Raw genomic sequence first — 14,312 nt, 5'->3', positions numbered from 1 at the left:
TCCATTATTTTACCACATCCGTTATCGGGGGCTTACATCAGCGTGGGCCCGCGTCAAGCGAGTGCAGGCTCTTTTTCTGGCATCGCCACTGTCGATAGACCAGCGCCACCGTGGCGATGATCAGTGGGATGGCAATGGAGGTACCGGCGAAGAAGAAGATAGCGAGACACAATAGACAACTGCCGGCCGCAAGCCAGCGGGATAGTCCTGCCAGCAGCCACGCGCCGGCGGCGGTTCCAATAACATAGGTGGCGATGCCCAGCGAGTTCGGAATAATCAGCAGGCTGCTGGCGCTCCAGCCCACCAGGTAGGTCAGGATCAGTCCAAGCAGCGCAACCACTCCAATAAAGAGCAGCGAGCGCCTGGGAATTCCCTGACGATCGAGTTGCTCTAACCAGCCAGGCAAGGCTCGATCACGAGCCAATGCATAACCCAGGCGCGAGCTTGCCGCCACATAGGCGTTCACGGTCCCCAGCGAGATCACCAACGCCATGACAGCGGCGACCGCGCCCGCGCCAATACCCAGTGCATCGCTCAGGAGCCGGGCCACTGAAACGCGATCGAGGGCAGCAGTACCATAGGTGCCGGTCCCAATAGTGGCGATGGCAACACCCAGATAGAGGATCGTCACCAGGCCCACGCTCCATAGTGTGCTGCGCGGCACGTCCCGCTCCGGATGAATAAATTCAGCGGAAAGCTGGGCAATCGCTTCCCAGCCAAAGAAGGCAAAAAAGATCAGCACACCTGCCTGACCGATCGCAGGCAGTCCATGAGGTGCAAAGGGGGTCCAATGAACAGCATGCATGCGTGGAATGGAGACCAGTGTAGCGATCAACAATAGCAGGGCCACACTGGCGCTCAGGAGTAAGGCCAGACGTCCGCTTACGCGCAGACCATAGAGATTGGGGACAATGGCTGCGATCAAGATGGCCGCGGCGATCAGAAAGGTGGCGTCCCGACCCAGGTACAGGGCATCGGCGATATAATACGCTCCCGTCAACGGCACAATAATCTGTCCAACAATCGAGGCGATAAAGTAAAACCAGCCAGTTACCGCCCCCACGGCTGGACCAAAGGCTCGCGTGGTGAAGGTGGCCACGCCACCGGCATCAGGATAGCGACTGGCCAGGGCAGCAAAGGTCAGAGCCAGCGGGATGCCCAGGCAACAGTCAAAGATCCAGGCGAGTATCGAAGCCGGACCAGCCGTGGTCGCGGCCAGTCCGGGCAGTAACAGGACGCCCGCGCCGATAACGGCCGCTACATACAGCGCAATCGCCTGGGGGAGACGGATGGTGCGCACAACGTTTTGCTTCATGCTGACACCTCATCGCCTGACTCGCGTGCGCTCAGGGTTGAGAGGGCCAGCGTTGTCATGGTCGCCTGAACGTCAGGCACGGCACGAATACGATCGATCAGTTCCTGCAACGTCAGCGGCAGGGCCACCCTGACCTTCAGCAGCATACACCATTCGCCGGTAACACGGTGACATTCCTCAATCATACTCTCCTGATTCCCTAACTGCATCAAGATATGACCGATCTCATTGCACTGCGTACCCGAGGTGCGCACCCAGATAAAAGCCGTAATCGGTAATCCCAGCGCCTCCCAATCAATCAATGCCTGGTAGCCACGCAATATGCCCTGTTCCTCCAGGCGCTTGATACGCTCATGCACCGCCGGCCGAGATAAATGCACCTGCTGCGCCAGCGCCTCCTGACTCAATCGCCCGTTACCCTGAAGAAGAGAAACAATCTTCCTGTCAATCGCATCCATTGTATATCCCCGTTTCATTGATCAACACAAACATTCTGTCAATCAAAGTAGACTATGGCATGCGATAAGTCAACAATTTCCAAAAATACCGACGAAACGTCGTATGTTCGGCCCTTGCGGCCGATTTTACCCTTCCCGAACGAAAACGAAACGTCACCCGTTGGTAGCTTTGGTTAAGAATGAGAGGACAGCCTGGTTGAGCTGCTCGGGCTGCTCCATGTTGACCATGTGCGCTACACCTGGGATCACCACCAGCTGGGCGTCAGCGATCTGGTCGGTGAGCTGCTGGCTCAGTTCCAGTTTGTCGGGGATGTCATAGTCGCCGACGACAACCAGTGTCGGCACACGGACCTCTGACAGGCGCGTGATGGCCGGAGGCTGCAATGCCAGATTCTCCGCGCCCTCTGGCACAGGAACGGTGAAGGCATGGCGCTGCATAACGCGTACGCGCTCGCGCACCTGCGCATCGACCTGCTCCGGCGTTCGCTGCGGACCATCTACCCACATGCGCAGATTTAGCTCGGTCGCGGCGTCGAGGTCGCCGCGCTCAAGATAAGCTTCTTCTTCCTCTGCAAACTTCTTCACCAGTTCCGAGGGCTGAGTGCCGCCCACGCTTGGCGCAACCAGCACCAGCGATTTTACCATTTCAGGATGAGTCAGCGTAAAGTCGAGCGCGATCCGGCCGCCGAACGAGATGCCAACGACGTGTGCCTTCTCGATGCCGAGGGATTTGAGGAGCTCTGTAGGATCCTCATAATAGGCAAAAGGCCCGGCGGGATACGGCGACTGGCCAGAGCCGCGCAGGTCGTAGCGTATGGTGCGATAGTGCTGTGCGAATGCGGAAAACTGCTCATCCCACATCCTGTGATCCGCGACCCCGGCATGGATCAGCAGCAATGGCTCGCCCTGACCGGCAACTTCATAGTACAGCGGGGCCCCCTGGGCCTGCAAAAAGCCTGTCTGTGAATGTAATTCTGCCACAAAAATCTCCTTGATAGTATTGTCATGTTGTAGACTGTAGAGCAAAAAAGCAGCGCAAATTTGAGGGCTGAAGCGATACAGTCTCTCAAAAAAGTGGAATCTGAATAGGCTGGTTGGTGGGATTTAAAGAGGCAGAACGTAATTCACTGGCGTGCAGGTGCACAGTTCTGTCTCATCCCCTGTTTGTTGATCAAAATCATCACTGTACACCTCCTTTCTGTTCTTGCGGTAGGTGAACAGTATACCCCAATTGAACAGCTTATGCAACTGGCAAATCTCTCCTGGATGTCATTCAAATTTTTGCAAAAAAGAAACGAGACAAGAAGAGAGAACAAGCCATCGTATTGCAATTGTCCTCTTTTTGTCGTATCTTGTTCATGTTTCGGGATATGCACCTGATGTTGAATGGATGCAATAGTAAGGAAATCAGACATGCAAGTCAAGCGAAAACATGTTTATGTCGGCTGCCGAGCTAATATCAACCGCAGCTTTATATTGGAGCAAATCTTACGCGATAAGATCAACAAAGCATCATTGCCCATAGACATCCGTTCAGGAGGCGTCATGCTGGCAGAAGGATTGCCCAATATGGCTTATTATCCTCAGGGTATTATCGAATTCATTCTGGCTCTGCAAAAGATGGAACTCGATTTTATCATTCCAAGCATCCGTCAACACCGGGCACATGCTTTTACCATTGCAGATATTCAGAATGCCCATCTCATTATGACAATGACACGGAAGCAACGCGACCACCTTAAACAATATGCCCCGCCGACGACTAAGATCATTATGCTCTCGCAACTGCATGATATGGCCCATGAGGAAGATATCTTCGACGCGATGCAGGAACGTAGAATCAGTGTCGAGGCATTTGTGCGGCAAATCGCTCAGATCCAATTTTACCTGGACCTCGAAAAGCTCAAGACATTGCTAGAGATTGCTGACTGAATGTGCTTCCGATTGCTCTTTAAACGATGCCATTCTGGAGTTGTTTCAGAACATCATCTATGCTATACTTGCGGTAATTCTTCAATGTTGCCTCCCGAAGAGAGATTTATAGAAACGAGAAACGTTGTTGGCACAGACGGTAGCAGGTTCAACTGCTAAGCAGTGGACCCCTGAGGCGCAACGCATCTGCATTATCCGGCAGGTCGCCCATGGCCGTACTCTGCCCTTTTTCAGCCCCCATCCATGCTAGAAAATGTCCGCTGAGATATACACAAATCCACCAGCCATGAGCGATCTGTCCGCTGATCCCTCTGGCTTTTTTGTTGTGTTTTCAGCATAAGGAGTTTTCAGCATGCGTTTTTCTGGACGCCTGTCGCCGTCGCGCCATGTGCTGGCCATTGCTAGCATTCGCTGGTTGCTGCTCTCACGCCTGTGCGCGGATCTCTTCTTTTATTCAACGACCATTGTACGCTTCCAGCAGGAACGGGGCCTGAACTTCACGGCTATGTTTGTGATGGAGTCGTTTTTGTCGGCATCGATCTGGTTGGCGGACCTGCCGACCAGCATATGGGCGGATCGCTTTGGCTATCGGCGCATGATTATCCTGGGTCATTTTTGTAGCTTGCTGGGCTTACTCTGTTTCCTGTTTGCCCACGGATTCTGGTGGTTTGCTCTCTCAAATGTCATAGGAGGCCTGGCCATCGCCTGTACCTCTGGCTGCGAGGGTGCGCTGCTCTATCAGAGCTTGCCAGCTGAGCGGCGCGAAACGCTGGGAGGTGCAGCTTTTACGTTGCTGCGCCTGGCCTCCACCTGCGGCTTCTTCCTGGGACTGCTGCCCAGCAGTTGGATCGGCGCCTACAGTCCCGCGCTGGCGGTGGCTCTGAGTTTGATTCCTACGCTCTGCTCGCTGCTGGCCGCCTGGCGCGTTCAGGAGCCTTCGACCCAGGCTGCAACCGCGGATCAGGATCATCATGCGACACCTGTACGGACCAGCATGCTGGAGATCATCAAGCTGGCGCTGAAAACGATTCGCCAGCAGCCTGCGCTGGTCAGCATGAAAATCTTCAGTTCGGCCACCTTTGCCCTGGTCAATGCCGTTTTCTGGTACAATCAGCCCTACTTTAGCCGCGCTGGTCTGCCCGTGGCCTGGTTCGGTCCGGCCATGGCGCTGGCGTTGGCCTGTCAGTTTCTGGTATTGTTCCGCCTTCCCTGGCTCCAACAACGGATCAGTACGCGCATCCTGCTCGCCATCTCATGTGGCGTGCCCGGCCTGGCCTACATCCTGCTGGTTCTGGCCCACCAGCCCCTGCTGGCCATCCTGCTGATTGCCTGTATCGTCGCCTTCTCTGTCTGGCAAGATCCGCTGATCAACCACCAGCTCAACCAGCGCATCCCCGATCAGTCGCGGGCCACCACCCTCTCAGGCCTCTCCCTGATTGGCTCGCTGACCGCCACCTGGCTCAATCCCTGGATCGGTCTGCTGGGCGACCAGGGCCTCAACATTACCGGCCCCGGCCTGGGTGCCAGCCTTCTTCTCCTCGCCGCATTGATACCCCTGCTCATCCAAAGAAACAAGAAAAACGACCCGTAGATTCGACCCTTGCGGTCGATTTTTCGTTCATGAGCGGAGACGCGACATCAGGCTTACGAGCTTACGATTACGTTCCGTTTGAGGGCCATTGAGATATGCTGCAAAGGCTACCTGTTGCAGCCCTGTTCCCAATGTAGGATAGGGATGGATCGTCTTCAGGATGTCGTTAACGGTCAGGTGGTGCTGCATCGCCAGAGCGATTTCGCCCAATAGCTCGCCCGCGCCGGAGCCTACAATATGGGCACCCACAATCTCTTCTTTTTTTTTCCCGGCCATGACCAGCTTGATAAAGCCTCTCCGCTCGCCCGACGTTTGTGCGCGATCAATCGCAGCCCATGGTAACTTGCTGACATGTACATATTTATACTGTCGCAGTGCATCGCTGACTGTCAGTCCCACTCTCGCAACCTCGGGATCGGTGAAAGTACACCAGGGCACGACGCGATAATCCACTTTCTGTTTGAAGATTGGCACCAGCGCATTGCGCACTGCCACACCAGCTTGATATGAGGCAACATGCGTAAACTGGTAGTTACCAATCACATCACCCAGCGCAAAAATATGCGCCGCCGATGTTTGCAGATATTCGTCGACCATAATCCCTTTCTTACTGTAGCGCACGCCGGCTGCCTCCAGGTTCAACCCTCGATATTCTGATCCTGACCGCGCTCCAGTTCCTTGCCGGCTCGTATCGCTATGACCGCCATCAATATTGGGCTCACGACCAAGGGCCAGCAGCAGTTCGTCAGCCTCAAGCCATAACATCTGCTTTTCCTGGTTGGCCACAACAACCTTCTTCGTGCCAGCGCCACGATACGTTTTCACCACGCGCGCATTCGTGATGATCTCAATGCCTTCAGATTTAAGGATGCCTGCAATCGCCTCAGACACCTCAGGATCTTCGCGTGGTAGCAGCCGGCCTGGTCCCTGTATAATCATCACTTTTGTGCCCAGGTGTCCAAATGCCTGCGCCAGTTCTACGCCCACAGGTCCTCCGCCTGCGACAATCATTGAAGCTGGAAGGGCCGTTAGATCAAAAACATCTTCATTGGTCATATAACCCGTTGCCTGCAAACCATCTATCGCTGGTACCGCGGGATGTGAGCCGGTAGCAATCAACACCTTGTCGCTACTGAACTCCTCATCGTTTAAGCGCAGCCTTGTCGGCGAAATGAACGAGACATCCCCATAGCGTACTGTAACCCCTTCTGTATACGCCTTCTCCTCGTCGGCCACACGCGCAATTACATGCTGGATATACGCGCTCACCCTGGCCATATCCACGCCCTCATAGGGCGGGATTAGTCCCAGCCGTACATCCTCTTGCCTCTGCCAGGCCATCCGCGCCACATGGATCAGGCTCTTACTCGGCACACACCCATAATGCAAGCAATCACCACCCAGCCGTTCCTTATCGATCAGTAAAACCTTGCTACCTAGAGCCTGAGCGAGGTGGGCTGCCGTAAGCCCGGCCGATCCACCACCAATAATTGTCAAATCATATTGTGCTCTTACCATCACTTTTAGTTTCCTTTATGCACAACCTTTGGCGACATCCTGCGCGGCAGCATCCTGAGAGCATTCTTTTTCCGATTTACAGCGATTACTGGCACTATTGATCTTCACCCGGCACGCATACGGTCCCAGGTAGGTATCGGGAGAACAACCAACAATACGATCGCACCAGCACTGGAGCGAATGGATCAACTCCGCGTTAAAATCACGTTTTAGCAATTCATCCCAAAACAGCTGATAAGCTGCCTGGATGCTATGCGCCACACCAAGCGCGAAGGTCAAACTCTCTCCTTCGTGCAATAAAAACTGAGCCTGGACAATCGGATGCCATTCCTCAGGATCCTGTACGATCTCCATTGTGAAGGACGGCACCGGGTAGCTATCGGCAAGCGCCAACACTACATGCTGTAACCCGCCGGAAATGAGCGCCCCCATATTATCAGGATAGAGCAAGACCTCGGCTGGCACGGTTGCATAATGCGGAGTCGCTTTGAGTCGCATAGTAACTGACATACTACCGTACGTACATTCAATCATCCGTACCAGGCAACTGCGAGAGCTATGCTTGCTTGCCAGGTTAGCAGCACGCGACCACCCACGTAAGGTCTCGACAGGCATAAAATCGGTCAGTGCTATGACACCTTCCTCGCGCACAAAACGTGTTTGCAGAATGTTTGTCCTGTGCAGATAGCACTGCGAGCCACGCGACGGGCCATCCGTTGGCGCAATCTGGAAGTATCCTCCATGTTCCGCATCCAACAAACGGCACAAGATGGCCGGGCTATCAAAGTCCGGCAGACAGGCCCAGTTTACCGACCCATCTGGCGCTATCAGCACTACCGAATGATAATCTCCAATGGCGCCATACGCATTGATAGATGAATATATTTGGTGAAGTTCGTTCTCCCGCTCCATGTTGTATCTTCTTTCTTCCTGTTCTATAGCCGCTCTATTCCTACCCGGACATGCGATATCACGTACTTCCTTTTTGGCCCACAGCTCTACCAATAACAAGTATCAAGAAGGCACCGAGCAGAATCAGTATCGCTTGCGGAGCAGCCGCGCCAACGTGGACAATCGGGGGCTGCCCCGTGAAAACGGAGCGTACGCCATAGATGAAGGGTATCAGCATCATGACATAGAGCAGTTTATCCAGTACGCGATACCAGAGATCGGCACTCCTATGCTCAAAAGCCAGTTTGAAGGTTCCTCGTACCCCTACTAACAGAAGTGCCGCGATCATCCACAGCGTAAAGCCGGTCGCGTTCCCTTTTATTCCTACCTGGTAGCCATTCGCACCTGACGTCAGATTGGTGTAGCTTCCATACAACATGATGGATAGCCCGATAATCAGAAGAACATCTATTATGAGTTGACACGGGACCCTGCTCAAACCCTGGACGCCCTCAAAGCGTTCTTTCAAACCTTCACGGCCAACAAGGATAAGCATGCCAGGAATGGTAATGCCCAGACAACTGATCCAGTTCCACTGAGGAACCTTGAGCTCGGCCGCCGCTAATTGTGACACGCCAATTCCTAGCAAGAAGGTACCTGTAATCAACTGAACTCCATCGCGCACCATGTCGGGAAACTTGACCACTCCTTGCGGACGCGCAGCTTTGACAGAGCCAGCTAAGGCCAGCGCTCCACAACCAGAGATCAGCCCGACCAGCGCCGTAACGAACTGAGCCAGGGCAATGGTTGGGGTAGCGTAGCCCTGATGAAATGCTGATATAGCGACGCCCAGATAGAGAAATACCGCAGCCAGGGCGACCTCACCCGCCAGCAATACCACCCCTGGCGACTGCCGCGGTGTGAGCATAAGCTCACTCCACATCATCCCGCTGGCCGCCAGCATTGACAGGCTCAAAAAGACTTCAATCCCTTTGATAAGCACACTACTGGACGTCAAAAAGAGCAGTGTCAGCATAGTAATCCCAAGCAAGGTATGTGTGCCCGCACTCACAAAGCCGTATCCCCTCGCTAATCTTTGCTTTGAGGAAGCAATCGGAGTATACTCAGCCGCATCAACCTGAAATGTATTATCCATCGAATATCACCTTCTTCAAGCAAAGTGATCGTATCTAGCCTCCTGGTTGAAAACTGCACTATGACAAACTGAACGGGCTTCACCAGCACTCTGGCTCTAGCATATATCTCGGTTTCTTTTTCCTTCACCTCTCCAGACTGCTTTTTAGCAAAAATATTCCCGAAATCTATTCCATATCGAGACATCAAAGATAAAAGCTCTACATTATAAATAGAAACAAAAATGAGTATAGTGTATGATAATGGCAAAGAGACTCCGAAAACGGAGCAATCTAACAATAGTTCATCTAGAATAGGAGAGACCACCGCTCATAGGAATAAAACAAAGCCAAAGCAAGTCTTTCCTATCAGGAATAAAACTAGTCTCGCCTACGGGAATAAAAGCAGAGAGAAATTAGTCTCTTTTAGAGGAAGGTAAAAAGGCGCGTAAGTGCAACAGCATGACCAACGCTTACGTTTCGAGCAGCTCATCTTACCGCACCTGGATGCAGCATACAATCTAGCGCGCTGGCTCACCCATAATGACCAGGATGCGCAAGATATGGTGCAGGAAGCATGCTTACGAGCCTTTAGATTTTTTCAAGGGTTTCGCGGTGGCGATAGCCGCGTCTGGTTGCTGACAATTGTACGCAATACCTGTTATACCTGGCTACAACAGCGGCGCTTATATGAGCAGACAACGCCGTTTGATGAGGAGCTGCATGATAGAGAAAGTGAAGAGTTTAATCCGGAAGTGTTGCATCTGCGCCGCATCAATCAGCAGAGACTCAGAGAAGCGCTTGAAGCCTTACCCATAGAGTTTCGCGAGGTCATGGTTTTACGGGAATTGGAAGAAATGTCGTACCGGGATATCAGCATTATCGCGCATATCCCTTTAGGCACTGTAATGTCGCGCCTGGCACGGGCCCGCAAACAGCTTCAACACTATCTTGCAAAGCAAACGAATGAAGAAGGAATACGATGAATTGTACAGAAGCGCACCGTTTTTTACACGCCTATATAGATAACGAATTAGATATCGCTCATACTCTCGATATCGAGCGTCATCTAGAAACGTGTGCAGCATGTCTGGAAAATTACAACGAGTATCAGGCGCTGCGAGACGCTATGAGGAGTGACTCTCTGTATTTTACTGCGCCTGAGAAGTTACAAAAAAGTGTGTCGTCAGCGATACGACAGCGAAATCGCGCGACATTCATTGCTCGTGCCGCATCCTGGCGTGGGCTCGGCGTCGCAGCTGCTGCATGCCTTATTGTGGTAGCTCTGGCTGTACTTATGAGCGGTTTCCTGCGTACCACACCTGCCAGCCCACCAGGGCCAGGTACGGCTATACAGCAGCAAGTGTTTGACAGTCATATGCGCTCATTAATGGCCGATCACCTGGTGGATATACGATCTTCTAGTCCCAATAGCATCAAGCCATGGTTCAAGGGCAAACTTGATTACACACCCTATGTCTATGATCTCACCTCTAATGGCTACTCGCTGGTTGGAGGCCGTCTGGATTACCTGGACAATAGAGCCGTGGCCGCGATCGTCTACCAGCGTCAAGGGCATACTATTAACTTCTACCTCTGGCCCACACAGCAAGGCACCACCACTATAGCTATGAGCACCATCCGGGGCTATCACCTGGCTAACTGGAGAGAAGAAAATATGAACTGCTGGGCTATTTCTGACTTAAATCAGAGTGAGATACAAAAATTTGCCAGCTTGCAGTAATCAAAAAGTGACCATTCAGTCGCCTGCATGTACCCACAAGCGCACATGCAGGCGATTGCTGCTATTTCCTGGCAGCTGCGAGAGCCGCGCTGGCGCCATAGAAAGCGGGCTCGAGCCTGGATGGATGAAGCTTGCCGCTCAGCCCAAAAAATTCGCAGAAGCTCATAATCAAAGGATTCCATTTCTCGGGATCGATATAGTGGCCTGTGCCGGGTATCAGTAGCTGCTCATCGATGTGGACGCGCACGATGCGCATTTCAATCGCTTTGATGCTACTGTCTTGCTCATCAAAGCCATGCACCCGTTCAACTAACGCTTCCAGCTGCAGCGGACACTCCGCGACCAGCGGGGCGTTGACCAGGTCCGCTGGCTGTGGCGTGAGTCCGGCCACACCAAATTTATCTGCCTCATAGCGATAGCCAATGCGCTGCTTGTTTTCCGGCACCGGATCGCGCCCGGTAGTCAGAGCCAACCGATCAACGGCGGCCACCAGATCTGCTGAGGGCAGATTGAGTACGCCCTGGCGCTCGCGCAACAAATTCTCAACCGTCTTCGACCTGCCACTCATACCCAGCATGCACGATTGGTTCAGCCACCAGGCCGACGACATCGGGGCCAGATTCGGCGAACCATCTGCATTGCGCGTACTTATCAACACCACCGGAGTCCCAAAGTAGAAGATATGAGGTTCAATCACTTTATGCATCTATGCGCTCCATTCATGCTAGCTGTTCACGCCTAAGCCCGCCATCCTCTCATCATCATCTCCCACTTCATTAGCACAGGCGCGTTGTTTCCCAACAAGACAAGCATAATGCACAAATCGCCAGATAAATATCCGCTTCTTGCTCTCTAAATTAACCTGCCTATCCATTGGCGGTTGACTCATTGAGCAGACCTTTTGAGCTCTTGAATGTGGTGTAAGTTGGTACGCAACCGTTCAAGTACATGCACCATGGCTTCCTGCTCCTCGCGGCTAATGCCATCCAGGAGCTGCGCTTGAAAATCGCCGTGGGCCGCGCTGAGATCAGCAACAATTGAACGCCCGGAATCCGTCAAAGAGACGAGTGTGTAGCGATTATCCCGGGGATCGAGGCGCCGACTAAGCATTCCCTGGGCCTCGAACTGCTTGACCAGCCGGGTGATCATAGCTCCATCAAGCGAAAGCTGCCGCTGCAAAGCAGCATGGCTGATCTCGCCTTTTTGTGCCACCAGTAACAGCAATTGCCGCCGCGTCTGGCTCATTCCAATGGATCGGGTAAAAGATTGTTTGATTTCAGAACAAGCGTACGTCAATTGCTGAAAGAAGGTATCTTCCAAAGCGTTCATAACTGGCTTTGCCTCCTCGTCCCTGTTTGATTTACATGCCTCATGAAGAGGTGGTGGGCACATTTATTTTTACTATCCACTCTTGACAATGTCAATAGATGAAGAGATCAAGAAACCTGAGAATGGATATACCCGATCCTGTTTTATGTGTTGGTGCAACCTGTGCGCAAAGCGCACAGGTTGCACCAACACATAAAAAGATCTATTGAGCGCCATAGGCGCGTAGCGTCCGGGGCCGAAGGCGCGAACCCTCTGGCTTTCAGACATGCTCTTCCAAGAAATAGTGGCATTATAGCATGTATTATGCCAGTATCCCTGATCTTACTAGTGTGTGTATTCAGTCTACGTAACACGATCAGTATTTCCTGTCCTAGTTTGCCGGAGCGCTCGTAGCGCGGAAATGGCGTAATACCCTCAACAGGTCAGATTCTCTCGATCTGACGGTCATGCATGATAATCACCACATATTCTCCCCATTTCAAAATCTAATTCCCGAAGAGATATACACATATTCTAAATGCATAGTTCCTTAAATGCAATATCCAACCATATAAACGTTTCAAGAAAACATTTTGAACGCATATATTCATATAATATATTGGTTAGGAATATACAGTACATTTCACTTAATATCTTTATATGCTACAATTTACAGAATAGAGGTAGACTTTTGCTCAATCAGGAGAACAATAGATAGCAAGCCATGGATACATAGAAGAAAAAACCATGTCCGAAGCACCGACACAATTTAGCCGTTCAAATCACTTTAGGATTGCATTTTCTCTTCAATTGCCGTATGCTTCTTTGAACAGGAAGCATCCCTGAGCATCATTCAACGCGCATGCATAATCACTTTTGAGCTGTCATATCCAGAAGAAACATATGGGCAAGAGCAGGGCCGCTACAGTTTATTTTATATTGACCGCTGTGACGTCGTTGTCGTATTCGATGATCTTTGCCATCGATCTGCCTTATCAGATCGAGACGGTCGGCTTAAATCCACTGCAGTTGACGCTGGTCGCGACGGTGCTGCAGGCTGTGACGTTTTGCTGCCAGGCCCCAACGGGCGTGCTTGCCGATATGTATAGCCGCCGCTGGGCGGTCGTGGCGGGTTGCCTGCTGGTCGGCGTAAACTTTCTGGTTGAGGGACTCTTCCCGTCCTTCCTGGCCATACTGATTGCCCAGATTCTACGCGGTATCGGCGCCACCATGATGAATGGGGCCGACTCCGCCTGGATCGCCGATGAACTGGGGGAGGAGCGTGTAAGTCAGGTCTACATGCGGGCCGCTCAGGTTGGTTCGATTGCATCGCTGCTCGGTATTGTGCTCAGTACGGCGCTGGCGCAGATCAGCCTCAATCTACCCGTGGTGCTGGGTGGCGGCATCTTTGCGGGCCTGAGCATCTTCCTGGCGCTCTTTATGACCGAGCATCATTTTACGCCCGCGCCACGTGGCAAGCGTAGCTCCTGGCAACACCTTGGCTACACGCTGCGGACCAGCCTTCAATTGGTGCGCTCACGCCCCATTTTGCTCACCATCCTGGGCATCGGAGCCTTCTATGGGATTTTCAGCGTCGGCTTTGATCGGCTCTGGCCCTACCACCTGCTGCACCACTTCACTTTCCCGGCGCTGCCAGGAGGACTCAAAGCAGTCGCCTGGTTCGGTATCATCGAAGCCGGTATCGTGGTCACCAACCTCTGTGGAACCGAAATCGTGCGCCGCAGTATCAATACCAACCGCCCACGCGCCGTGGCCTGGACCATGTTTGCCATCGATGGCCTGACGATCGCGGGCATCATCGCCTTCGCCCTGGCTGGCCAGTTCGCCCTGGCCCTGACCGCCTTCTGGCTCATCACCACCGTCCTGGGTCCGCGCATGCCTCTCGAACGCATCTGGCTCAACCAGCACCTCGCCTCCAACGTACGCGCTACCGTCTTCTCCCTGCGTGGCCAGGTTGACGCCCTCGGCCAGATCATCGGTGGCCCCATCCTCGGCGCCATCGCCACGGCCACCACCAGCAGCAACGCCCTGATCAGCGCCAGCCTCATCCTCGTCCCTGCCCTCTTCCTCTACCTCCTCTCGCTGCGCGCCCCCACCCAACAAGCAAACGCCACAATGAACAATCAACAATATATACGATCCCCATAGGTTCGGAGCTTGCCTCCGATTAGCCCCACCGTTTGTGGGGCCCCGTATCCCAGCGTTGAGGTCCCTTCTTGCCCATCACCTCGGCCCACGCGGTGCCCAAAAGGAACCTTCACTTTTGGGCACCGTGTCCACGCCACAAGCGGCCGAACGACGAACGAGCATGCCGGGGGCATGACGAGCATGCCGGGGGCATGACGAGCATGCCGGGGGCATGACGAGCATGCCGGGGGCATGATCATAACACAGGGCCGCC

13 protein-coding genes are annotated in these 14,312 nt (G+C 53.1%); 5 read left to right on the top strand and 8 right to left on the bottom strand.

The features are described 5' to 3' along the window. Window positions 1-37 precede the first annotated feature (37 nt). From JMI88_RS18860 to JMI88_RS18850, 3 genes are all read right to left on the bottom strand, one after another. A complete protein-coding gene (locus JMI88_RS18860) occupies window positions 38-1,315 on the bottom strand; it encodes an APC family permease (protein WP_201363487.1) in 1,278 nt (425 codons plus the stop codon). Continuing rightward, on the bottom strand, window positions 1,312-1,773 hold the full coding sequence (locus JMI88_RS18855) for an Lrp/AsnC family transcriptional regulator (RefSeq protein ID WP_201363486.1): 462 nt from the start codon (window positions 1,771-1,773) through the stop codon (window positions 1,312-1,314). Before JMI88_RS18855 ends, JMI88_RS18860 begins: the two co-directional genes overlap by 4 nt. A 153-nt stretch (window positions 1,774-1,926) precedes the next feature. Continuing rightward, window positions 1,927-2,754: an alpha/beta fold hydrolase gene (locus tag JMI88_RS18850; RefSeq protein WP_201363485.1), complete on the bottom strand. Its 828-nt coding sequence runs from the start codon at window positions 2,752-2,754 to the stop codon at window positions 1,927-1,929. 432 nt (window positions 2,755-3,186) lie between these two features. Here JMI88_RS18850 and JMI88_RS18845 point away from each other — a divergent pair, with 432 nt between their 5' ends. Together JMI88_RS18845 and JMI88_RS18840 are read left to right on the top strand one after the other, a co-directional pair. Beyond that, window positions 3,187-3,705, top strand: a complete 519-nt coding sequence (locus JMI88_RS18845; protein WP_201363484.1) for a low molecular weight phosphatase family protein — start codon at window positions 3,187-3,189, stop codon at window positions 3,703-3,705. A 352-nt stretch (window positions 3,706-4,057) separates the two neighbouring features. Further along, window positions 4,058-5,296 carry an MFS transporter gene (locus tag JMI88_RS18840; protein ID WP_201363483.1) on the top strand — a complete coding sequence of 413 codons (1,239 nt, stop codon included), beginning with the start codon at window positions 4,058-4,060 and terminating at the stop codon, window positions 5,294-5,296. Between the two features lie 27 nt (window positions 5,297-5,323). Here JMI88_RS18840 and JMI88_RS18835 read toward each other — a convergent pair whose 3' ends face one another. The 3 genes from JMI88_RS18835 to JMI88_RS18825 are packed head-to-tail and all read right to left on the bottom strand — an operon-like array spanning window position 5,324 to window position 8,861. Beyond that, window positions 5,324-6,814: a dihydrolipoyl dehydrogenase family protein gene (locus JMI88_RS18835; protein WP_201363482.1), complete on the bottom strand. Its 1,491-nt coding sequence runs from the start codon at window positions 6,812-6,814 to the stop codon at window positions 5,324-5,326. A gap of 15 nt (window positions 6,815-6,829) precedes the next feature. Next, the gene (locus tag JMI88_RS18830; protein ID WP_201363481.1) at window positions 6,830-7,726 is read right to left on the bottom strand and encodes a trehalase-like domain-containing protein; all 897 of its coding nucleotides are present in this window, start codon (window positions 7,724-7,726) and stop codon (window positions 6,830-6,832) included. Between the two features lie 58 nt (window positions 7,727-7,784). Continuing rightward, window positions 7,785-8,861 (bottom strand): hypothetical protein, encoded by a 1,077-nt coding sequence (locus tag JMI88_RS18825; RefSeq protein WP_201363480.1) that lies wholly within the window; start codon window positions 8,859-8,861, stop codon window positions 7,785-7,787. 429 nt (window positions 8,862-9,290) lie between these two features. Between JMI88_RS18825 and JMI88_RS18820 the strand changes: the two genes are divergently transcribed. Next, window positions 9,291-9,824, top strand: coding sequence for a sigma-70 family RNA polymerase sigma factor (locus JMI88_RS18820; RefSeq protein WP_201363479.1), 534 nt, complete (start codon window positions 9,291-9,293; stop codon window positions 9,822-9,824). Beyond that, entirely contained in the window at window positions 9,821-10,582 is a 762-nt protein-coding gene (locus tag JMI88_RS18815) for an anti-sigma factor family protein (protein ID WP_201363478.1), read from the top strand. Before JMI88_RS18820 ends, JMI88_RS18815 begins: the two co-directional genes overlap by 4 nt. Window positions 10,583-10,643: 61 nt before the next feature. Here JMI88_RS18815 and JMI88_RS18810 read toward each other — a convergent pair whose 3' ends face one another. Beyond that, the gene (locus JMI88_RS18810; protein WP_201363477.1) at window positions 10,644-11,288 is read right to left on the bottom strand and encodes a flavin reductase family protein; all 645 of its coding nucleotides are present in this window, start codon (window positions 11,286-11,288) and stop codon (window positions 10,644-10,646) included. A 179-nt stretch (window positions 11,289-11,467) separates the two neighbouring features. Then, window positions 11,468-11,911, bottom strand: coding sequence for a MarR family winged helix-turn-helix transcriptional regulator (locus JMI88_RS18805; RefSeq protein WP_201363476.1), 444 nt, complete (start codon window positions 11,909-11,911; stop codon window positions 11,468-11,470). An 882-nt stretch (window positions 11,912-12,793) separates the two neighbouring features. On the opposite strand from JMI88_RS18805, the gene JMI88_RS18800 reads away from it, so the two are divergent. After that, window positions 12,794-14,059 carry an MFS transporter gene (locus JMI88_RS18800; RefSeq protein WP_201363475.1) on the top strand — a complete coding sequence of 422 codons (1,266 nt, stop codon included), beginning with the start codon at window positions 12,794-12,796 and terminating at the stop codon, window positions 14,057-14,059. Window positions 14,060-14,312 lie beyond the last annotated feature (253 nt).

The sequence above is a fragment of the Dictyobacter formicarum genome, from assembly GCF_016587435.1.
Note: the sequence above shows the minus strand (reverse complement) of the source record. Positions and strands in the feature narration are given on the sequence as shown.